This window comes from Rothia endophytica (genome assembly GCF_928381505.1).
GTDB classification, from domain to species: domain Bacteria; phylum Actinomycetota; class Actinomycetes; order Actinomycetales; family Micrococcaceae; genus Rothia; species Rothia endophytica_A.
Genome location: NZ_CAKMSJ010000001.1, coordinates 184,007 through 203,820, shown reverse-complemented (window position 1 = coordinate 203,820; position 19,814 = coordinate 184,007). Strand labels below are relative to the sequence as shown.

At 60.5% G+C, this 19,814-nt stretch carries 21 protein-coding genes; 7 read left to right on the top strand and 14 right to left on the bottom strand.

What is annotated here, in order from left to right; translation table 11 throughout:
• Positions 1 to 31: 31 nt before the first annotated feature.
• Positions 32 to 1,399 (bottom strand): DNA recombination protein RmuC, encoded by a 1,368-nt coding sequence (locus tag L6990_RS00915; protein ID WP_237202195.1) that lies wholly within the window; start codon positions 1,397 to 1,399, stop codon positions 32 to 34.
• A 104-nt stretch (positions 1,400 to 1,503) separates the two neighbouring features.
• On the opposite strand from L6990_RS00915, the gene L6990_RS00910 reads away from it, so the two are divergent.
• A complete protein-coding gene (locus L6990_RS00910; RefSeq protein ID WP_237202194.1) occupies positions 1,504 to 1,830 on the top strand; it encodes a DMT family transporter in 327 nt (108 codons plus the stop codon).
• Between the two features lie 18 nt (positions 1,831 to 1,848).
• Here the strand turns inward: L6990_RS00910 and L6990_RS00905 are convergent, their stop codons facing one another.
• Genes L6990_RS00905 through L6990_RS00890 form a run of 4 tightly spaced genes read right to left on the bottom strand, consistent with a single transcriptional unit; the run spans position 1,849 to position 5,303 of the window.
• The gene (locus tag L6990_RS00905; RefSeq protein ID WP_237202193.1) at positions 1,849 to 2,460 is read right to left on the bottom strand and encodes a response regulator transcription factor; all 612 of its coding nucleotides are present in this window, start codon (positions 2,458 to 2,460) and stop codon (positions 1,849 to 1,851) included.
• Positions 2,461 to 2,463: 3 nt separating this feature from the next.
• The gene (locus L6990_RS00900; protein ID WP_237202192.1) at positions 2,464 to 3,576 is read right to left on the bottom strand and encodes a sensor histidine kinase; all 1,113 of its coding nucleotides are present in this window, start codon (positions 3,574 to 3,576) and stop codon (positions 2,464 to 2,466) included.
• A gap of 42 nt (positions 3,577 to 3,618) precedes the next feature.
• Positions 3,619 to 4,383, bottom strand: a complete 765-nt coding sequence (locus L6990_RS00895; protein ID WP_237202191.1) for an ABC transporter permease — start codon at positions 4,381 to 4,383, stop codon at positions 3,619 to 3,621.
• A 2-nt stretch (positions 4,384 to 4,385) separates the two neighbouring features.
• The gene (locus L6990_RS00890) at positions 4,386 to 5,303 is read right to left on the bottom strand and encodes an ABC transporter ATP-binding protein (protein ID WP_237202190.1); all 918 of its coding nucleotides are present in this window, start codon (positions 5,301 to 5,303) and stop codon (positions 4,386 to 4,388) included.
• Between the two features lie 212 nt (positions 5,304 to 5,515).
• Here L6990_RS00890 and ychF point away from each other — a divergent pair, with 212 nt between their 5' ends.
• From ychF to L6990_RS00875, 3 genes are read left to right on the top strand one after another with little or no spacing between them, the layout of a single operon-like run.
• On the top strand, positions 5,516 to 6,619 hold the full coding sequence (gene ychF, locus L6990_RS00885; RefSeq protein ID WP_237202189.1) for a redox-regulated ATPase YchF: 1,104 nt from the start codon (positions 5,516 to 5,518) through the stop codon (positions 6,617 to 6,619).
• Positions 6,619 to 7,437 carry a hypothetical protein gene (locus L6990_RS00880; RefSeq protein WP_237202188.1) on the top strand — a complete coding sequence of 273 codons (819 nt, stop codon included), beginning with the start codon at positions 6,619 to 6,621 and terminating at the stop codon, positions 7,435 to 7,437. Before ychF ends, L6990_RS00880 begins: the two co-directional genes overlap by 1 nt.
• A 9-nt stretch (positions 7,438 to 7,446) precedes the next feature.
• Positions 7,447 to 7,821 carry a recombinase family protein gene (locus tag L6990_RS00875; protein ID WP_237202187.1) on the top strand — a complete coding sequence of 125 codons (375 nt, stop codon included), beginning with the start codon at positions 7,447 to 7,449 and terminating at the stop codon, positions 7,819 to 7,821.
• 12 nt (positions 7,822 to 7,833) lie between these two features.
• Here L6990_RS00875 and L6990_RS00865 read toward each other — a convergent pair whose 3' ends face one another.
• The 6 genes from L6990_RS00865 to L6990_RS00840 all read right to left on the bottom strand — a co-directional run bounded on the left by L6990_RS00865 (position 7,834) and on the right by L6990_RS00840 (position 16,084).
• Positions 7,834 to 8,421 (bottom strand): recombinase family protein, encoded by a 588-nt coding sequence (locus L6990_RS00865; RefSeq protein ID WP_440480467.1) that lies wholly within the window; start codon positions 8,419 to 8,421, stop codon positions 7,834 to 7,836.
• A gap of 278 nt (positions 8,422 to 8,699) precedes the next feature.
• Positions 8,700 to 9,038, bottom strand: a complete 339-nt coding sequence (locus L6990_RS00860; protein WP_237202186.1) for a hypothetical protein — start codon at positions 9,036 to 9,038, stop codon at positions 8,700 to 8,702.
• Positions 9,039 to 9,213: 175 nt separating this feature from the next.
• Complete coding sequence (locus L6990_RS00855) at positions 9,214 to 10,143, bottom strand: hypothetical protein (RefSeq protein WP_237202185.1); 930 nt, start codon at positions 10,141 to 10,143, stop codon at positions 9,214 to 9,216.
• Between the two features lie 105 nt (positions 10,144 to 10,248).
• On the bottom strand, positions 10,249 to 13,383 hold the full coding sequence (locus L6990_RS00850; RefSeq protein ID WP_237202184.1) for a type I restriction endonuclease subunit R: 3,135 nt from the start codon (positions 13,381 to 13,383) through the stop codon (positions 10,249 to 10,251).
• Positions 13,383 to 14,516 carry a restriction endonuclease subunit S gene (locus L6990_RS00845; RefSeq protein ID WP_237202183.1) on the bottom strand — a complete coding sequence of 378 codons (1,134 nt, stop codon included), beginning with the start codon at positions 14,514 to 14,516 and terminating at the stop codon, positions 13,383 to 13,385. The genes L6990_RS00850 and L6990_RS00845 overlap by 1 nt, the downstream gene beginning before the upstream one ends.
• A complete protein-coding gene (locus L6990_RS00840) occupies positions 14,513 to 16,084 on the bottom strand; it encodes a type I restriction-modification system subunit M (RefSeq protein WP_237202182.1) in 1,572 nt (523 codons plus the stop codon). Before L6990_RS00840 ends, L6990_RS00845 begins: the two co-directional genes overlap by 4 nt.
• A 281-nt stretch (positions 16,085 to 16,365) precedes the next feature.
• On the opposite strand from L6990_RS00840, the gene L6990_RS00835 reads away from it, so the two are divergent.
• Positions 16,366 to 16,911, top strand: coding sequence for an antirestriction protein ArdA (locus L6990_RS00835; RefSeq protein WP_237202181.1), 546 nt, complete (start codon positions 16,366 to 16,368; stop codon positions 16,909 to 16,911).
• 57 nt (positions 16,912 to 16,968) lie between these two features.
• On the opposite strand, the gene L6990_RS00830 is transcribed toward L6990_RS00835, so the two are convergent.
• Positions 16,969 to 17,163, bottom strand: a complete 195-nt coding sequence (locus tag L6990_RS00830; RefSeq protein WP_237202180.1) for a hypothetical protein — start codon at positions 17,161 to 17,163, stop codon at positions 16,969 to 16,971.
• 434 nt (positions 17,164 to 17,597) lie between these two features.
• Between L6990_RS00830 and L6990_RS00825 the strand changes: the two genes are divergently transcribed.
• Both L6990_RS00825 and L6990_RS00820 read left to right on the top strand, forming a co-directional pair.
• Positions 17,598 to 18,104, top strand: a complete 507-nt coding sequence (locus tag L6990_RS00825) for a GNAT family N-acetyltransferase (protein WP_237202179.1) — start codon at positions 17,598 to 17,600, stop codon at positions 18,102 to 18,104.
• 16 nt (positions 18,105 to 18,120) lie between these two features.
• The gene (locus L6990_RS00820; protein WP_237202178.1) at positions 18,121 to 18,882 is read left to right on the top strand and encodes a class I SAM-dependent methyltransferase; all 762 of its coding nucleotides are present in this window, start codon (positions 18,121 to 18,123) and stop codon (positions 18,880 to 18,882) included.
• Here L6990_RS00820 and L6990_RS00815 read toward each other — a convergent pair.
• Together L6990_RS00815 and L6990_RS00810 are read right to left on the bottom strand one after the other, a co-directional pair.
• On the bottom strand, positions 18,819 to 19,391 hold the full coding sequence (locus L6990_RS00815; RefSeq protein WP_046649527.1) for a plasmid mobilization protein: 573 nt from the start codon (positions 19,389 to 19,391) through the stop codon (positions 18,819 to 18,821). The genes L6990_RS00820 and L6990_RS00815 overlap by 64 nt on opposite strands.
• A gap of 95 nt (positions 19,392 to 19,486) precedes the next feature.
• Positions 19,487 to 19,810: a hypothetical protein gene (locus tag L6990_RS00810; RefSeq protein WP_009374910.1), complete on the bottom strand. Its 324-nt coding sequence runs from the start codon at positions 19,808 to 19,810 to the stop codon at positions 19,487 to 19,489.
• Between the last annotated feature and the right edge of the window lie 4 nt (positions 19,811 to 19,814).

Here is a 19,814-nt window from a genome sequence, read left to right as displayed (position 1 = left end):
TCAACCGTGAATAGTTGAAGGGTCACTTTTTTTATCGGCTCCAGTCGGCGTCCTCATCCGGTTCAGGCTCTGCTGCGGTCAGAAAGTCATCGAGCCAGGAGTCATAGGGCTCAGGGGCAGGTGTACCGAGAGCAGGGGCACTGGGGGTAGGCTCGGGGCTAGCCACCGGGGTCTCTGCCACGGGAAGGTCAGAGTCAGACCCACTTTCTGCTGTCGTACCCGACTCAGAGGCAGTACCCAAAAACTCTGGGGAGGTCAGTGGCTTCACCGCTGACTCGTTGGGGGAGGGGAAGAGGCTGTCCTGCACCGGTGCCTTGTTAAGCTCCGCAATTTTGCGGGCTGTCACAAAGACACGGGTTTCCAGAGAGCCGACCAGACCATTGTAGGAATCCACGGCGCGGGTCAGTGAGCGCCCCATAGCCCCCAGATGGGTGCCAGCGGTGCCCAGCCGCTCATAGAGCTGCTGAGAGAGCACGAAGAGCTCCCGGGCGTTATCGGTCAGAGACTCCTGGCGCCACGAGAAGGCTATAGCCTTGAGAGCTGCCAACAAGGAAACCGGCGCCACCAGGGCAATATTTTTAGTTGCGGCGTAATCCAGCAGCTGCCCGTCGTGGGCTAGCGCCGCAGCCAGGGCAGACTCGGCAGGAACGAAACAGAGCACTAGCTCAGGTGCAGCATCGAAGGCAGCCCAATATTGTTTGGAGGCCAGCGCGTCCACGTGTGCTCGTACCGCTTTGGCGTGCCGGTCTAGGTCAGCCTTCTGGGCAGGGCCTTCAGACTCTTGAGCGTCCAGGTAGGCACCCAGCGGTGCTTTAGCATCCAGAATGACGGTCTTGCCCCCGGGTAGATTAATCACCATATCGGGGCGGACGCCGCGCACCGCCCCGTGGGCGTCTTCAAAGCTGGCGGTAGTTTGCTCACTGTAGCTGACGTGAGGTGCCATGCCGGCAGCCTCGACCACGCGTTTGAGCTGAGCTTCGCCCCAGGTACCCCGGGCACTGGTGGACCGCAGGGCGGTGGAGAGCGTTCCGGTCAGATCTCGCAGCTGGGCCTGGGTTCTGTTGGACTCCGCAATTGCCTGTGCCAGCCCGCCGTATTGGTTGGCGCGCTCTGATTCCATGGTGCGCACCGATCGCTCCATGGTGGCAAGCTGGGTTTTGAGCGGGGCAAGCGCTAGCAGAACATCGGCATCAGCCTCAGCCTTGGTTTCCAGGCTCTGCACTCGGGCGTTCAGGTGTTTTTCTGCCTGTAAGGACGCCGCTAGGTCAGCGGTCAGCTGGGCGTTCTTTTCTTTCAGGGCATCCGCGCTGCCTGTAGCAGCGCGGCCCCAGAGAAACCCAGCTAGGGCACCGAGCACTAGGGCAAGAAGAACTGCGAGAAGAACCGTTGATGTAGCCATGCCTCAACTTTACTCTGCACCGTCTGTGGTGGCTTTCGGAGTAGCGAAGCTGCACCCTAAACTTGGTCAACTGTATGTAACCCATCAGCCTTACACTGGTGACTATGGCCTATATTTTCCTGTCGATCGCCATTGCTTCTGAGATTGTGGCAACCTCCCTGCTCAAGTTCACTGAGGGGTTTACCCGTCTCTGGGCCACGCTAGGCTGCCTGGCGATGTACGGTGTCGCTTTCTTCATGCTTTCGCTAGCGGTACGGAATATCCCGGTGGGCGTGGCCTATGCTCTCTGGAGTGGGTTGGGCACCGCGGCCATTGTGGCGGTTGGGGCCGCCTTCCTGGGCGAACCCATTACCCTGGTCAAGGTTCTGGGCATCTCGCTGATCGTGGCTGGAGTGCTGGTGCTCAATCTGGGTGGCGCCTCGTCCCACTAGGACTCGGCCTTCACCTGTTTATAACCAGCCGTTTTCTTCAGCCCGATGGGCTGCATCGTAGCGGTTTTCGGCGTTCAGCTTGGCTATGGAACCGGAAAGATGGTTGCGCACTGTGCCTTGGGATAGATGCAGTTGTGCCGCCAGAGTTACGATTGACGCGCCGTCCTTAGCTGCCTGTAGAACCTGCTTCTCGCGGTCGGTGAGCGGGCTGGGGCCTACCGCGAAGCTCTCGGCTGCCAGCTGCGGGTCAACGACCCGTAGCCCCGCATGAATCTTGCGGATGGCTTCTGCCAGCTGGCTCGCCGGGGTATCTTTAACCACGAAACCGCTGGCACCTGCTTCAAGTGCCCTTGCCAGGTAGCCCGGTCTGCCAAAGGTGGTAACAATGAGGCTACGGCAGGGTAGATGCTGTTCCTTCAGCTGCTGAGCCACACTGATACCGTCCATGCCCGGCATATCAATATCGAGCAGGACGACGTCCGGCTGGGTTTGGCGGGCCAGGTCTAGCACTTGGTCCCCGCGGCCGCAGGAGCCTGCCACCTCAATATCTGCCTGCAGGGAAAGCAGTGCCCCTAGGGCGTCCCGGATCAGTTGCTGGTCATCGGCTAGCAGAATCTTGATGGGGCTCACGCGTCAGGCTCCTAGAGGTGAAGTATCTCCGTTCATCGTAACAAGCAGGCGGGTACCACCTCCGGTTTCAAGCAGCAGGTCACCACCAGAATCTTTGACCCTTTGCTCCAGACCGGTTAAGCCGTTGCCCTTGACCAGCTCATGATTCTGGGGCGTAATGCCGTCATCTAGGATCTCCAACCGGTCGGCTTCAACCTTGACCCAGCAGTTTTCTGCCGCTGAGTGGCGAATGACGTTGGTGACCCCTTCGCGCAGAGCCCAGCTAAACAGCACTGAGTTGGTACCGGTCACCTGGGCCTCCTGCTCGCTGGGAAGGTGAGCCTTAATTCCGGCCGTTCCAAGGGCACGAGCTGATGCGAGAATCTCACCGGCGAAGGTGGGCATTTTTAGGCGGGTGACGGTTGCCCGCACCTCGGCTAGGGCTGTGCGGGACAGTTCTGAAACTTCCTGCATTTCTCGCTGCGCTCTGGCGGGATCAGCTTCTACCAGGGCCGAAGCTAACTCTGCCTTGAGGTTAATAACTGTCAATGAGCGGCCCAAGATGTCGTGCACATCGCTGGCGATACGCTCGGCTTGCTCGGTACGCTGCTGCTGCTCACGGCGCAGGACGCGAGCATCCCCGCCGGCTGAGAGCGCCGCCATGACCAGCACGAAGAAAGCACCGGTAATAAACCCGTACCCACCCTGCTGGAAGATGCGTGGGTAGTACACCACCATGACAAGAGTGGATAAGACGGTGACGAAGGTGCCGACGGTGAGCCCGATACGCGGCGGGGTTTGAAAGGCCCACATGGCAACAATGTAGGTGAAGAAATAGAGCCACCAGGGCCCCACTGCGTAGGTGAGCGCCGCAGTCGGGATGAGCAGGAGCAGGCTCCATCGCAGCGTCCGGTGCCAGGTTTTCTTGCCCGGTAAAACCCAGGGGGCGCCGTAAGAGGCCAAATAGGTCAGGGCAAAAATAACCACAGCAACTAGGCCCAGCGTTTTTTCTGTGTTGCTCAGTTGATTGTTAGTCAGCAATTGTGTGATTGGAAAGAGCAGAAATACTAGCCAGATTCCGGCGAACCCGGCGGCCAGCCAGTCAAAGTGCCGGCCTATGGTGGGTTGTGTGCTCATAATATCTACTTCCTGCTGGCTGTGAGCCTCAAACTTGTTGGCCTAGCGGGCGAGTGACCGCTTGCGCAGTAGGATGCTGGCTCCGATAAAGATTATGCCCCAGGCCGCCACATTTATCAGTGCATAGTGCAACGGTTCGGTCACCATCCGCTGAACCGCGTCGGTGGTGATAGTGTCGCCGGCGGTAAAGGGGTAGCGGGCTAGCTGGGTTACCCCGTACATGGGGGTGAAGCGGGCGTAGTCCATCAGTGATAGCGGCAGGGGGCTAAAGGTGGTGCCAAAGAAGGCGAGGAATACGACCAACCCACTAGCAACTGATACAGCGCGGGCTGACTTCACCAGGCGTGCCACCGCTATACCGTAGAAGACAAAGATAGATGAGGCTGCAATGGCTATTAGGGCGCTGAGCAGCTGCTGGGCGGGCGGAATTTCTGCGGTGGTAAACAGCGCGATGATATTGACGACGATAACCGGAAGGGCAGTGGTGACGAGAGCGTTGAGCACCTTGCTAGCCAGCAGAGCACTGCGACTCATGGGGGTCAGTGCCAGCTGGCGGCCCCACCCGGACTCTATTTCGATAACCGCCGTGCCTGATGAGGATACCGAACCGGTGACAGCCCCGTAGACTGCCATGCCGATCATGACGTAGGCGGTAGCGTTGCCATCTCGGAAGGGGGCTGAACCGTAGTCCTGCATCACCCCAAAGAGCAGGTAGAACCCGGCAGGCATGATGATCAGGTAGAAGAGGGTGGAAATATTGAAGAGGGAGTGCTTGAGGTCGTAGAAGAGAAAGCTGAGGCTCTGCATGGTTAGATCTTTTCTCCGGTGGTGTGGGTGGTGAGCTGGGTGAAGGCTTCAGCAAGGCTGGGTGCAATGATTTCCAGATTGGTGACGCTGTGGTTCTGCAGCAGGTGCAGGGTGAAAGCCTCGGCGTTGTGGCAGTGCAGGGAGTGCGTCGTTTGGCTGACCGTGTAGTTGCTGACTCCCCAGTCACGGTCTTGCTCTTGAGTGAGATGCAGGGCTGGGGCATCCAGCGTGAAGCTGATGGCGCGGGTGCCAGCATGATCCCGAATGGACTGCGGGGTGCCGTCCATAATGAGCTGCCCGCCTGCCAGCACCACGATGCGCTGGGCGAACTCTTGGGCTTCTTCAAGGTAGTGGGTGGCAAAGAGAATGGTTTTGCCAGCCGTAGCCTGAGCCCGCATGGACCCCCAGAATTGTTCGCGGGCGTTAACGTCCATGCCGGCAGTCGGCTCGTCGAGGAAGAGCAGATCGGGGTTGCCCAGCAGAGCGATGGCGAACTTGACCTTCTGCTGCTGGCCGCCGGAGCATTTGCTGATTTTTCTGCGAGCAATGTGGCTGATACCAGCTGCTTCTAGTGCGGCATCTACATCGGGGCTGCCGGGGTAGGTCGCTGCCACCATGGCAACCTGGTCGCGGACTGAGAGGTCGGTGAGCAGGCCACCAGTTTGCAGGACGGCGCTTACCCGGCCGTCTGCCACAGCCTGGCTAGGGGAGGAGCCCCACAACTTGACTGTACCGCTGGTGGGCTCGGTCAGCCCCAGCAACATGTCGATGAGGGTGCTCTTGCCCGCCCCGTTCTCGCCCAGCAGGGCAACAATCTCACCGGTTTGCACCGAGAAACTGACATCTTTGACTGCCTCCACCGTGGCGGTGCGGGTGCGAAAGGTCTTGTTCACGCTGAGGATTTCAATTGCTGTGTTCATATCTCAAGTTTCCTGCCTGATAAGGGCATTGACTCAGGCTAAATGTCACGACCTGCCCCTGACATTTGTCACGGTCTGCACCCGAGTTAAACCAACGCGGGCTCTAAAGTACAAGCAAACTCACCCGCGCACGTCCTGCTAAAGAGACAGGCAAAGCGCCATGCCTAGTAAACTGGGCACTAAGAACACCCCAAACAAAGGTTTATTTTTCCGTGGCTCTAACAATTGGCATCGTGGGTCTGCCCAACGTCGGCAAGTCAACCCTCTTCAACGCACTGACCAAGAACAACATTCTGGCAGCCAACTACCCCTTCGCTACCATCGAACCCAACGTGGGCGTCGTCAGCCTGCCCGATGAACGCTTGGCTCGTCTGGCAGAGATTTTTGGCTCCGAGCGCATTCTGCCCGCAACCGTTTCCTTCGTTGATATCGCGGGCATCGTGCGCGGTGCATCCGAGGGTGAAGGTCTGGGCAACCAGTTCCTGGCAAACATCCGCGAGGCTCACGCTATCGCCCAGGTAGTGCGTGCTTTTGATGATCCGGACGTCATCCACGTGGACGGCAAGGTTGACCCCGCTTCTGACATGGAAACCATTAACACCGAGCTGGTGCTGGCTGACCTGCAGACCCTGGAAAACGCCATTCCCCGCCTGGAAAAGGCAGTGAAAATCAAGAAGGGCGATGCTACCCAGCTTGAGGAATACAAGAAGGCTCAGGCTGTCTTGGAGCAGGGTGACACTCTGATTTCCAAGGCAGAAGAGGCGAAAATCGATATGGCTCTGCTCAAGGAGCTGAACCTGCTGACCGCCAAGCCCTTCATCTTTGTTTTCAACGCGGACGATGGGGTGCTGGCTTCTGAAGAGAAGCAGCAGGCTCTGCGCGACATGGTTGCTCCCGCTGAGGCTGTGTTCCTGGATGCCAAGCTTGAGGCTGACATGGTGGAGCTGGACGAAGAAGAAGCACGCGAAATGCTGGAAATGAGCGGTCAGGAAGAGTCCGGTCTGGACAAGCTGGCTCGTGTGGGCTTCTCCACCCTGGGTCTGCAGACCTACCTGACCGCCGGCCCTAAGGAAACCCGCGCCTGGACCATCTCCAAGGGCGATACTGCACCCCAGGCTGCCGGTGTTATCCACACCGACTTCGAGCGCGGCTTTGTCAAGGCTGAGGTTGTTTCTTTTGAAGATTTGGACGCCACCGGATCCATGGCTGAGGCGAAGGCTAAGGGCAAGGTACGCATCGAAGGTAAGGATTACGTCATGCAGGACGGCGATGTGGTGGAGTTCCGCAGCGGTCTCGCCTCTGGCAAGAAGAAGTAGTGGATGTTAATTGGATATCCGCCGTTGCGGGGGCCGTTGCGGCCTTGTTCTCAGCGGTGGCCGTCATTGTCGCAATTTGGGTTGCAAGGCAAACGAACAAGCAGACTGAGGCGCTCGCGGCTGAACAGGCGCTGCGTGAGCACCGCGCTTACTTCGCAGAACGGAAGGCGGAGTTCAGGGAACAGTGCCGTTCTGTGCTGACGGCTGCGAACGCCATCGAGACTATGCTGAATCCCCGAGTGTCTGAACTGATTTCGGCACCGACGGGCGAAGTCGATACTGCATCCGCGCGTTCGCACCTAGCTCGGTTGTCCTCCGAGGTGAATCTGCTGACCACTTTCGCCGACTCTACGAGCGGAATCCCCGCTGGCGTAATGCCAACTGTTTCGGAACTACTGGAAGAAGCAGCGTGGATCTACTCCGACTCATTGCACTTGGCAATCCTTGTGATGCAGCCGGACGGGGATGATGATGTAGATCTCGGTGATTCGCAGAACGTCGTCGACGCCTTGCTGGATGGATCAGCGGTAAACCTCGAGCCCCGTCTAATGCCGGGTTACGATGCGATGGCTCCTAACGGGGAGGGCGTTGATTCTGACGCTGCGTGGTGGGCCGCTTACAGACGACGAGAGGCCCTCCTGCTAGATAGCGGGATTGTCAATGCTCAGCCATCTCCGTCCTCCCTCGCAGAGGTCGCTGCTAGGTCGCTAGGGTGGATCTCGATTCGCCGGTTCGCGGATCGCGCGAGTGACGTTCTCTCATCTTGGGGCGATGGCGACGTGGTCGAGTTCAGGACAGGACTAACGTCTAAGAAGTAAGATGGGAGGGTGAAGAACCACATCCCCGCGACGCCGCGTCGCACCGCAATCTACCTACGCATCAGCCTCGACCTTGAGATGGACGGCCTCGCCATCGAGCGTCAGCGCGAGGACTGCGAACGCCTCGCCCAGCGCGAGGGCTGGACCGTCGTCGAGACCTACGTCGATCAGTCGATCAGCGCCATGGACGCCACGAAGAAGCGCCCGGGCTACGACCGCATGGTCGCTGACTACGAGGCTGGCATGTTCGACGCGATCGTCTGCTGGGACCTCGACAGGCTCACCCGTCAGCCCCACCTAGCTCCGGCGTGCAGTCACCGCCGCACTCCGAACAGGTGCGGTAGCTCTCGTCTGGACCGTAGGACGCCCCCTCGGGCCCGATAGACAGCCTTCCCACTACGAAACCACCTCCGCATACCTTCCAGCCCCGCTGAGGGCCGTGTAGAGCGTCTGGCGGCTAATCCCTAGCTCGCGGGCCACTGCCGCCTTGGGAACGCCGCTATCGACCTTCTTGCGGGCTTCAGCGATCTGCTCCGCAGTCAGCCTCACGCCCTTGTCGTACTTGCCATCGACTTTCGCCAGTGCGATGCCTTCCATCTGGCGTTCCCGGATCACTGAGCGCTCCAACTGCGCGACGGCTCCCAAGATCGTCAGCATGAACTCACCCTGCGGCGTATCGGTGTTCAGCGCCGGATTATCCAAAAACTCCACCGCGACGCCGCGACCCTTCAACTCCTCGACCATTGCCAGCAGATCACGTGTTGACCTGGCGAGCCGATCCGGCGACGTCACCCGCAGGGTGTCGCCCTCCCGGACGTAGCGCAACATCTCCTGGAGCTGCACCCGATCGGTGTTCTTCCCGCTCAGCTTGTCCGCAAAGACACGGTCGCAGCCGTCCAGAGCCTTCATCTGCCGTCCGAGGTTCTGATCCGTCGCACTGACCCGCGCGTACCCGATCACCTGACCCTTACTCTGTCCACTCACCCGAAGACCTCCTTACGCTTGTGTCTAACAAGGTCTAACACTACCGGCTATTGGACACTTTTGGCCGACGGGCAGCGCGCCATCCCCACCTGTCCAGCAGGTAGGCCCTGATGGACATTGCGCGGGCGCCATCGACACAGTCGACGAGGCCCTCGTCGGCCCTTTCAGATCGTGGGCCTTCAAGGTTCGGGTTCTCACGCGCGAGTCGCCTGGTTCACGAGCGGCAACTTCGACAGCTCAGTGAGCGAACAGCCCGACGCAAGACGTTAAGCCGCCAGTCATCTCCGACGCATTGCTATCCGCTGGTAGGCTCTGCGCAGCCGCTTAAGACACATGCCGATCACGAGAAGGAAGTGCACCGCAGCTGCGACTGCCACGCCAGCCAGAATGGGCCCTGCTCGATCGTCACACATCCATGCGCCGGCGTCGCAGACGATCAAGAAAAGCGCCAGCCCTAGCCCCCAGAGAATCGCCCACAGGGTGTTTGCCATGCACTCATCCACGAGTGAGTAGTCGTCCTCAGTGAGCCTCTTGTCCGTGCCCAGAGTGACGCGGAGCTGGAACAGGAAGACGGCCATGGCGATGAGTAGGGCCGCCACAATCGAGATGCCCGACACAGCAGCACCGACCTCGGCCATCTTGGCCCCGAGTAACCAGATGGCCACGCCCGCACCCAGAGGAAGGACCGCTTGCCAGACGATCGCCCACCAGTCGGGACGACCCGTGCGGTTGTTATAGAGCGTGCGGAAGTGATCGGCGGGCACGCTCCACAGAGAAGCTTTGCCCATCTCATCACACTCCTTGCTGTGGTGGCCTGCTCCAGGCTGCGTCCCACTTGCCATCGGTCCGTGCCAGCAGGTCGCGCACCTTCTCTGCGCACGTCTCCACCAGTTTGTCGACGTCGAGAGAATCCTCGTTGGAGTCGTTGAGCACCTCGCGGATCGCAGGTGCCCCCTCCGAGCCGAGTTGGAACTTCTTGGTCCGGCCGTCTCTCACCATTGTTACGAAGACGTCGTGATCCTCAGGCAGCTCTTCGACTGAAACCACCTCGGCCACTACACTCTTGCGATGCAGTTCTCCAAGGAGCTTGCCCGGAAAGAATCCACGCCGTTCCGGCCGTGCGATGTGAGACACCCGACCCACCTTGACCTTCAGACCATCAGCGACGTCCGCGCTCTTGCCAGTGACGCGCACCTCGACCTCTGTGACTTTTGCTGCTTCTCGCCATGCCTCACCCTCAGTGACGGCAGCGGTTTCCATAGTGATCTGATTGGTGTACTGGCTGAAGTGGGACTTGAACAGGCGTAGTATCCGGCCTCCCGCCGAGCCGCGTGACGACTCTTCGGAGAGGAAGTAAGCGCTCTCGCCTTCGGCAGGCACGAACAGCATCGCACGATTCTGCCCGGTAGGTGCCTGATGGTGCTCGATCTCGCCGACCGGCTTACCGGTATCGGTGTCGACAACTTCCCCTGGTTCTCCATACGCGCCCACCCGCAATTCGAGCAGGATCACCCGGGGCGCGTAACGCGTCAGCTCCGCAACGCTCACCCAAGTCTGCCGCTTCTCATCATGCGTGTCGGCTGCACTTAAACTCTTCGCCCACGTCTCGAAGATGTCCACTAAGTCTTCACCATTGAGGTCGGCAGGCGCGAAGCTAGCGGGATTCCGCTTGAACTTCTGATGGAAGGTCAGCTCCGATACGGTTAGGGCGCGACGGCCCATGGATTCCTCCTCGATGAGGCAAACAAGAGAACAGTGCAAAGCACGAACAGAGCACCATTACCGGTCAAATGGCCCAGCTTAACCTTGATCGACATTAGCGCACACCTATCTAGACACCTCGCCGGCAAAAACCTCTGCCTGCTTCAGCACGAGCTCAACGGCTTGCTCCTCGGCATCCGGCGGATAGTCATAGCGGGCCAGAATCCTGCGCACCTTCGAGCGCATCGCTGCCAGGACCGACTCCTTGAGGTTCCAATCGATCGTCGCCGACTGCTGCACAGACTTCACGAGATCCCGCGCGATGGCCTTCAGTGTCTCGTCACCGAGCTCCAGCACGGCTGCGTCGTTCTGGATGACCGCGTCGTAGAACGCCACCTCGTCCTCGCGAAGGCCCAGCTGCTCGAAGCGGTTCTGGTCGTCGCGGACCTGCTTCGCGAGCTTCACGAGCTCAGCGATAATCTCAGCAGTCGACAGAGACCTGTTCGTGTAGCGCTTCACGGCCTCGTCAAGCATCTCCGAGAACTTCCGCCCCTGCACGATGTTCTTGCGCTGCACCGTACGGATCTGGTCGTTGAGGATCTTGCGGAGGAGCCCCATCTGCAGGTTCGGCTTCTCCTTGCCTGCGAGTGAGTCCAGGAACTCGTCGCTCAGGATCGAGATCTCAGGTGTCTCGACGCCCGCGAGCTTGTACACGTCGACGACGTCCTCGGCGGCGACCGCCTCGTTGAGCAGCTGCCCGAGAGCGGTGTTGATCTCCACCGCGCCGGAGCCGCCCTTGCCGGAGTCTGGGTTCAGGATCTTCAGGATCGCCGCGCGCACGTCCGTGAGCAACCGCACATCATCACGGATCGCCGCAGCTTCATCGCGTGCGCCTGCGAGAGCGAATGCCTTCGCCAGCGCGAGCACCTCGTCGTTGAACCGCTTCGTGCGGTCAGGGTCCGCCATCACGAAGTCGAGCACCTTCGCGTACTCTGCGAGCCGCTGCGACGACGACAGCGCTGGCGATGCGTCATACGCGACGCCGTGCAGGATCCCGCGCACGACGTCGTGCTTCTCCAGCATCGCGCTGACGATCTCCTCGATCGGCACGCCCGCCTGGTCGCGGTCCGACGGTGAGTACTCCTGCAAGGCCTCCTGAAGGTTGGTGAACAGCCCGATGTAGTCGACGATCAGCCCGCCGGGCTTGTCGCGGAACGTGCGGTTCACGCGTGCGATAGCCTGCATGAGCCCAGCGCCCTGCATCGTCTTGTCGACGTACATCGTGTGCATCGACGGCGCATCGAAGCCGGTGAGCCACATGTCGCGCACGATCACGAGCTCCAGCGGATCATCAGCGTTCTTCGCCCGCAGCTTCAGATCCTTGCGAACGTCTTTCGAATGGATGTGCGGCTGGAACTCCGCCGGGTCAGCAGCAGACCCGGTCATGACTACCTTGATCTTGCCCTTCTCGGGGTCGTCGGAGTGCCACTCGGGCCTGAGCGCCACGATCTTCTCGTAGAGGCGCACGGCGATGCGGCGGCTCATGGCGACGATCATGCCCTTGCCGAGCATCGCCTCGCGGCGCTTCTCCCAGTGGTCAACGATGTCCTGCGCCACACGATCGAGCCGGGACTCCGAGCCGACGATCGCCTCCAGCCGCGACCAGCGCGACTTCGCAGCCGTCGCGGTGTCTTCCTCCACAGTCTCGGTGATCTCGTCGGCGAGCTCGTCCAGCGCTGCGAGATCAGCGTCCGAAAGCTCGACGCGGGCCAGCCGAGACTCGTAGAAGATTCTCACGGTTGCGCCATCTTCTACTGCACGTGTGAGGTCGTACACGTCGATGTAGTCGCCAAATACAGCACGGGTAGATTTGTCGTTTGATTCGATCGGAGTCCCTGTGAAACCGAGGTACGTGGCACCGGGCAACGCATCGCGCATGTGCTTTGCGAGGCCTGCCTTCAGTCTTCCCTGGTTATCGAGTGTCTCTCCAAAGCCGTACTGGCTGCGGTGTGCCTCGTCAGCGATCACAATCACGTTCCTGCGGTCCGTGAGCACTGGGTTCGTGTCGCCGTCCTCGCCAGGGGCGAACTTCTGCAGCGTCGTGAAAACGATGCCACCAGAGGCTCGTCTGAGCTTGTCACGTAGGTCAGACCGGGTTGTTGCCTGCACAGGCGTCTCTGGCAGAATCCGCGCGGGTGCGAACGTTTCCCCAAACAGCTGGTCATCGAGATCGTTGCGGTCGGTGATGAACACCAAGGTCGGGTTCGCCATGCGCGGGTCCCGCATGATCTTCGCCGCGTAGAACACCATCTCGAAGCTCTTGCCCGAGCCCTGCGTGTGCCAGACCACTCCGCCACGACGGTCACCGTCGGGGCGCGAAGCAACAACGGTCGACTCCACGGCGGCATTCACAGCCCAGTACTGGTGGTACTTCGCCACGCGCTTCACGAGCGTGCGCGTCGGCTGACCGGTGCTCTTGTCGGTCACGGTCTCGTCGCTGAACACGACGAAGTTCTTCAGGATGTCCAGGAAGCGCACGGGCTCGAAGACGCCCTTGATGAGCACCTCAAGCGCGGGGCGGTCGGTCACGACCTCGCGGCCCTCGATGGTCTTCCACGGGGCGTAGTGCTCGAACGCGCCGGAGTAGCTGCTCATCGCGGCCGACATGCCGTCAGAGATCACCGTCACAGCGTTCGGCACGAACACGGAGGGGATGTCATGCCGGTACGTCTGCACCTGGTTCCACGCTGACTTGAGGGTCGCGTTCTCCGCCGCGGGGTTCTTCAGCTCCAGCAGCGAGACAGGCAGGCCGTTCAGCATCACGAGCACATCGGGACGACGGTTCTTGCCGTTCTCCACGATCGTGAACTGGTTGATCGCGACCCAGTCGTTGTTCGAGGGGTCGTCGAAGTCGACGAGCTGGAGTCGCGTCGTGCGAAGCGTGCCCTCGGCGTCGCGATGCTCGACCGGCACGCCCTCGACGATCAGCTTGTGCACGCGAGCGTTCTCGTCGATCGCGCTCTGCGACTCGGCGCGCCGCAGCGTCTTGACCGCTTCGGTGATCAGCGCAGGGATCGCGCCGGGGTTGATCCGGCGCATCGCTTCCCGCAGCCGGCCCCAGAGGATCACGTCCTCGTAGGACTCGCGCTCCGAGGCGGGCTCGCCGGGTGCGAGGTCGGGGCCGTGCACGACTGTGTAGTCGAGCTCGTCGAAGTATTCCAGCGCGGCCTGCTCGACGACATTCTCATTGAAGGATGTCATTAGGCGACCTCCACGTCTGCGGCGCGGATGCACCCGGAGAGGAGCTCGGGAAGGAGTGAATCGCGCAACGTAGAAAGTTGTTGGCTTTCCTCTTGCAGGTGCAGCATCTCGGCCATAAATTCTGCAGGAACGAGCATTTCTTGCTCATTCAAGGATGGAACCGCAACCTTGATCTTGGAGAGCCTTCCTTTCGATACGTTTGTATAAACCGAACCGCCCCCACCAGCTGCAAGAAGCTCTGGTTTCAGGGATCGAAACAGATAGTAAGCAAATCCTGTATTGATCACGGACAAATTTGGGATTAGCGTGTTGATCTGTTGGTTAGTCACAGACTCGGTTCCGATGATCCCGCACTCCCCGACGGTGGCGATACAAGATATAGCGATTGATCCAGCTGGAACCACAGCACCTTTCACAAGCTCCGCGCCAGCGTTCGAAAGCGTGCGTGCTGACTGTTGAACGATGTGGTGAGCTGATAGCTCAGAAATAGTCACAAATGGGATTGAGCCCCCAAAATTACCTTTGTCTTTTGTGCTTGGAGTCTTTCCTGTCACAAGAGTGCCGAGACTCTCCAATGCGCGTAATTGGCCAATATCAGCATGCGCGAGGTAGTTGCCGACTCTGGTTGACATGATCCTGTCCAGAATGTCAATGGCCCGCCGGTTCGACTCGATCTTGTCGTCGAGTGCGCCGAGCGTCGCCGCGATACCACGCCAGTATTCACGTGGAGGAACACTCACAGCCTTACTCTTCAACGGGCCAGCAGTTATCTGTGGTTGAGCTGATCCAGAAACCACGTCGTTGAAATCCGTATTCAACGCCAAGTAGTAGATGAATGAGTTCTCTTCGTCGGTTCCCGCATCCAGCGCCATGGCATTGTTATTGACCCATACCGGTTCGAGTGGGTACTGAATAAGCCCACAGTTCGAGCCACGACAGGTCACCAGAGGGACTCGTCTTTGATAAGAAGCCTTCGGCACATAACCGAGTACCCCATTCGCTCCGACTGTCGGAACTGGGGTGTCCTCAGATCTCGAAGAAGCTAGATCGGATTTGGCTACATACTTACCCTGCTTGACAGTTACCAGGTCACCCCAGGTGGTTTGGATCGGTTCAAAAGCCAGCTGTCTCATAGCGTCGACAGCCCACTCAAACGGCGCCGAACCTCGTCCTCAATCTCGCGCCCACGCTCAAACTCAGCAAAGAGCTCGCTCGTCAGGCGCTCGATCTTCTCGTCGATCGGCTCGTCGTCTACCTCGGCCTCTTCAGCACCGACATAGCGACCGGGTGTGAGCACGAAGTCGTGCTTCTCGATCTCGTCGATCGTTGCGGATTTCGCGAAGCCGGGGACGTCCTCGTACTCTCCGTCGTGGTTACGCCACTCATGGTACGTGTCTGCGATCTTCGCGATGTGCTCGTCCGACAGCACGCGGAGGCGGCGAGTCTCCATGTCGCCGAGCTTGCGGGCGTCGATGAACAGCACTTCGCCAGCTCGGGCGCGGTGACCGTTGCCGTCGCGCCCTTTGGACACGAACCAGAGCGACACCGGGATACCGGTGTTAAAGAACAGTTTGTCGGGCATCGCCACGATGCAGTCCACAAGGCCCGCCTCGACGAGCCTCTGGCGGATCTCACCCTCGCCGCCGCTCTTCGAGGACAGCGATCCGTTGGCCAGCACAAAGCCGGCAGTTCCGTGCGGCGCGAGATGGTGCAGGAAGTGCTGCACCCAGGCGAAGTTCGCGTTGCCCTGCGGAGGGGTGCCGTACTTCCAGCGGGGGTCGTCCGCGAGCTTCGCGTCCCACCAGTCGGAGACGTTGAACGGCGGGTTCGCGATGACGAAGTCCGCGCGCAGGTCGGGGTGCAGGTCTTCGGTGAACGAGTCCGCCGAGTGCGTGCCCATGTCCGCCTCGATGCCGCGCAGCGCGAGGTTCATCTTCGCGAGCTTCCACGTCGCGTCGGTGAACTCCTGGCCGTACACGGAGATATCCGTGGGCTTGCCGCCGTGGGCCTTCACGAACTTCGCGGACTGGGCGAACATGCCGCCGGACCCTGCCGCGGGGTCATACACGCGGCCCTTGTAGGGCTCCAGCATCTCTACCAGCGTCTTGACGACCGAGCGCGGCGTGTAGAACGCGCCGGCGTCCTTGCCGGTCTCCTTGCCCGCGAACTGGCCCAGGAAGTACTCGTACACGCGACCGAGCACGTCGTCTGCGCCGTGGTCGTCGGTCGCGGTGAAGCCGATCGAGCCGATTAGGTCGACGAGCTCGCCGAGGCGCTTCTTATCGAGGCCGTCGCGGCCGTAGTTGCGCGGCAGCACGCCCTTGAGCGTCGGGTTCTCCTTCTCGATGAGGTCCATCGCGGTGTCGATGGTCTCGCCGATCTCGGGCTGCTTCGCCGAATCCTGGATCGCGCCCCAGCGCGCCGCGGCAGGCACCCAGAAGACGTTCTGGCTCGCGTACTCGTCGCGGTCCTCCAGGAAGCCGTCGATGCGCTCGGGCTTGATGCCCTCTGCCGCGAGCTCATCCTTGAGCTGCGTGCGGCGCTCCTCGAAGCGGTCGGAGACGTACTTCAGGAACACCAGGCCGAGCACGACGTGCTTGTACTCGCTCGGCTCCTGGTTGCCGCGGAGCTTGTCCGCTGCGTCCCACAGGGTCTGCTCAAGCGTGCGCTGTGGCTTTGTCGACGTCGTCTTGCGTGCCATGTTTTGTTGTCTCCTTCGCGCTGGAGAGCGCTGCCGGATGAAGTATCAGGTGTTAGCAGCAATCCTACCGAAGGACCTCTGATATCACAGGTGCGGCGCGCTTACACTGAGCCACAAATTCGCAGCCAGCGAAGTCGTTCTTACACAACTGGGCCCGACTATCGCCGGGCCGGGACCGCTCCTGAGAGCAGTGCCCGGCGCGCCTTCTGTGCGCCACATTCACTAGAGCCCGGCTGCCGGTGCGCCGGTGCTGCTCTCCCTGATCGAAGGGAGCACCCACCATGGCGACCACTGCCATATCCACCACACCCAGAGCCTGGATCGGCTGCCTTGCCTGCTACAACGCAGGCAGACTCGTCGGCGATTGGTTCGATGCCGTCACCGCTGACGAAGTAACAACCTACGACGTTCACGGCGCTCACTCACGTGCAGACTCCCATGACGAGCTGTGGGTCATGGACCACGAGAACATCCCCGTCAAGGGCGAGATGAGCCCCGCCGATGCGGCCGCCTGGGGTAGAGCCATCGCCGAGGCCGATGAGCACCTCAGACCGGCATTGCTCGCGTGGGTGGAGTCCGGCGACTATGTGGCCGAGGGCAACTCAGACCTGCCGTGCGTCCCTGACTTCGTGGAGCGCTACTGCGGCGAGTGGGAGAGCTTCGAGGATTACGCCCGCGAACTGGCCGACGAGACCGGCCTGCTGGACGAGATCCCCGAGGCGATCGCCAACTACTTCGACTGGGACTCGTGGACCCGTGACCTGGCGTTCGACTACGCGACCCACGACAACCCCGAGGACGGCGTGTTCGTCTTCCGCGTGATGTGAACAGCAACAGACCCCGTAGCCAACACGGCTACGGGGTCTTGTCTTTTGCGCTGCCAACTAGCCCAGCGAAGGGCCAACGTTCTCAGCTTGCGCCTCTGGTGCACGGGGCGACCTCCGGGGCTTCCGAACAACTGCTTGCTCTGCCATCTCGAAGTTGCCAGCGGCCACTTCTGCGCGCATCCTCTTGGCCTTGATCTGGTTGTGCTCCCACACCTCGGCTGCCGCGTCCAGCTTGTCCCGCCTCAGTTCCAAGAAGTGCAGCACCTCGGGGTCGATCTGCTCTCCGTACCTGTACAGGAACTTGCGCCCAACACCATTCGGAACCTCGCTGCCCGGGAATTCGCCGGTGGCCTCCAATGCAGCCACTGCCTGCTCGTCGAACGCCGCTACAGTCTCGATGAACTGCTGCGCGCTGTGCTGTGTTGTGTAATCCGCTGTCGAACCGAACAGATGCGGCGCGCGTTCAGCCTGAGTGGTACCGGCTACGGAGTACAGTCAAGTTTCTCGTCAATTCCTGACATTAGTTCTGTGAGGAACTTGGTGGATTTCCGCCTCAACGTCTAAGCTGCTGATGTTTTGAATTTTTGGGCAGGGTTCGTTCCATTTGTACAGCACTAGTACACCCCCATGGAACGAACGCTGGCCAAGGCTGCATCTAGCTCGTAAGCATTTGAGACAATTCCTTTATGGCCACAGTTAATTTTCCTAGCAAGGGCGCAAAGCTCTCTTTTAGCCCCATGACCAGGGATCTTGCCCGACTCATCGCCGATACCTGGGAGTACCCGCCACCCTACGACTTCTACGATGCTGCTGCTGACCCAGAAGACTACGAAGAGTTTGTGAACCCAGAGCAGTGGCCTCAGAAGTTCTGGCAGGCTCGTTGTGAAGAAGACTTAATTGGGTTTTTTACTGCCTCACCTACAGAGGATCGTGAGACCTATGAAATTAGTCTTGGTCTTAGTCCTGATCTGACAGGTGGCGGCCTGGGACTGAAGTTTGTGCTGGCTGGGTTAGAGACTCTGGCCGCTGAATGCTCACCTTCCCGTATTGTTCTTAGCGTCGCAGCTTTCAACGAGAGAGCTATAAAGGTTTACGAAAGGGCAGGCTTTAGAGCCATTCGCACTTACTCCCAACCCACCAATGGCAGCGTCTACGAATTTGTTGAAATGGAACTATTAGTCAGTCGTTTCTGATTACAGTGTAAACATCATGAAACAAAACCCTTATGAGCAGGCACTGATGGCTGCCATCTACGATGAAGACAATCCCGATGGGCCTGACCACGACTTCTACCGTGCCCTCGCTCAAGAGCTCAACGCCAAAACCATCGTGGATTTGGGATGCGGCACAGGGATCCTAACCGTCACGCTTGCTGGTGCTGGGCGAAAGGTCACGGGCATCGACCCTGCCTCGGCCATGCTGGACGTAGCCAGGGCACGAGAAGGCGGGAACAGCGTCCAGTGGGTGCAGGGCTACTCCTCCCAGATAAAGCCAAACTCTGCAGACCTAGTCCTCATGACCGGCAATGTCGCCATGCACATTCTCGGGCAAGCCTGGAAGCAAACACTGAGCGATATTGCCCAAGGCCTCAACCTCGGGGGAGTGCTCGCCTTTGAAACCCGCAACCCAGATGCCAGAGCCTGGGAAAAGTGGAACAAGACCGGTAGGAAACGCATGACCTCTGCCGGTGTGCTTCATGAAACGACGACCGTGAGCAGCGGCGTGCGCCTCGGCACACGCGATGAACTCCGACGGGGTCGTCCCGCCATTGACCATGGACATCGCATACGCGGCTGCACGTGTCGATCCGACCTTGAGGAGCTCCTTTCGCACCTCAGGGTCACGCCCGTAGAGGATGTACCCAACAGCTCCTGCAGCGTTGGTCGAGGGGCGGACGTTCACGGTGCTCATACCCGTGTCCGATCGCCGAGCGAGGCACGCACCTCGTCCACCGCAACCATCACCAGGTGAAGGAGACTGTCATCGACGGCAGCACCCTTGCGGAGCGCCTGGTTCAGGTTCACACCAACTCGACGCAGCTGCTCTACTGCCGGAGCAAGAGACGTGGCCGCCGCCTCCTCCACTCCCGCGTTGTTCTCCAGCTGATCGACCTTCGAGGACCTCGAGTCCAGCGCGTCGAGCATGACGGCGCGAGCCCATGCGCTCGGCTTGACGCTGAGCACGTGGGCGCGGCGGCGGATCGCATCGCGATCAGCCACCGTCAGCCGGACGTCGAGAGAGACCTCCCGACGACGGCTGTTCCGAGGCTCCACCGGAGCCTCGGCCGGCCCTGCCCTCTGCGCAGTACCACGACCGGTGTTCACCTGGGAGTCGTGGTGCTGCTCCGCGGGCAGGGCCGGGTCTTCCGCACACCCCTCCGCACGAGCCCGACCAGCGCTGCTTGGGGAGTCGGGCTCGTTCTCCGGGGCGTACGGAAGACGGCCAGCAGGGTTTTCGTCGGACATTTCGCTGGCGCTCATGTCCTCCAAGAACCGCTGGCCCTCGTCCTCGGTCGCTGCGCTCCCTGCGGGCGAGGGGGCCCCGGGACGCTGACGCAAGTCCCGGATCGGAGTCGTCAGCCGTTCCACGGTGCCGCCTCCTCATGTTCGGGATCGACGGACTGCGAGGCAGTTCCGTCGTTCACCGATCCCGAAGACGATGCCGCCTTCTTCGCACGCCTCGACCTCTTCGCCTTCTCTGCCTCCAAGGCACCGGCCGCCTCCTCGGAGAGCCGGTCGTAGAGGTCGGGGCTCTGGTCGCGCAGCAGATCGATGACCTTCTCGTCGATGCGGCGCTGCTCGGCAGCGGCGGCACGCTTGAGCTTGGTGATGCGCTCGGACGCACGGCGGCGCTCCTGCTCGATCAGCTCGTCGAGATTGGTCGTGGTCTTGTTGCTCATGGTC

Excerpts from the sequence above, each read along its gene's own strand:
- L6990_RS00915 (WP_237202195.1), bottom strand. The coding sequence starts at position 1,399 with ATGGCTACATCAACGGTTCTTCTCGCAGTTCTTCTTGCCCTAGTGCTC.
- L6990_RS00910 (WP_237202194.1), top strand. The coding sequence starts at position 1,504 with ATGGCCTATATTTTCCTGTCGATCGCCATTGCTTCTGAGATTGTGGCA.
- L6990_RS00900 (WP_237202192.1), bottom strand. The coding sequence starts at position 3,576 with ATGAGCACACAACCCACCATAGGCCGGCACTTTGACTGGCTGGCCGCC.
- L6990_RS00895 (WP_237202191.1), bottom strand. The coding sequence starts at position 4,383 with ATGCAGAGCCTCAGCTTTCTCTTCTACGACCTCAAGCACTCCCTCTTC.
- L6990_RS00890 (WP_237202190.1), bottom strand. The coding sequence starts at position 5,303 with ATGAACACAGCAATTGAAATCCTCAGCGTGAACAAGACCTTTCGCACC.
- L6990_RS00855 (WP_237202185.1), bottom strand. The coding sequence starts at position 10,143 with ATGGGCCGTCGCGCCCTAACCGTATCGGAGCTGACCTTCCATCAGAAG.
- L6990_RS00850 (WP_237202184.1), bottom strand. The coding sequence starts at position 13,383 with ATGACATCCTTCAATGAGAATGTCGTCGAGCAGGCCGCGCTGGAATAC.
- L6990_RS00845 (WP_237202183.1), bottom strand. The coding sequence starts at position 14,516 with ATGAGACAGCTGGCTTTTGAACCGATCCAAACCACCTGGGGTGACCTG.
- L6990_RS00840 (WP_237202182.1), bottom strand. The coding sequence starts at position 16,084 with ATGGCACGCAAGACGACGTCGACAAAGCCACAGCGCACGCTTGAGCAG.
- L6990_RS00835 (WP_237202181.1), top strand. The coding sequence starts at position 16,366 with ATGGCGACCACTGCCATATCCACCACACCCAGAGCCTGGATCGGCTGC.
- L6990_RS00825 (WP_237202179.1), top strand. The coding sequence starts at position 17,598 with ATGGCCACAGTTAATTTTCCTAGCAAGGGCGCAAAGCTCTCTTTTAGC.
- L6990_RS00820 (WP_237202178.1), top strand. The coding sequence starts at position 18,121 with ATGAAACAAAACCCTTATGAGCAGGCACTGATGGCTGCCATCTACGAT.
- L6990_RS00815 (WP_046649527.1), bottom strand. The coding sequence starts at position 19,391 with ATGAGCGCCAGCGAAATGTCCGACGAAAACCCTGCTGGCCGTCTTCCG.
- L6990_RS00810 (WP_009374910.1), bottom strand. The coding sequence starts at position 19,810 with ATGAGCAACAAGACCACGACCAATCTCGACGAGCTGATCGAGCAGGAG.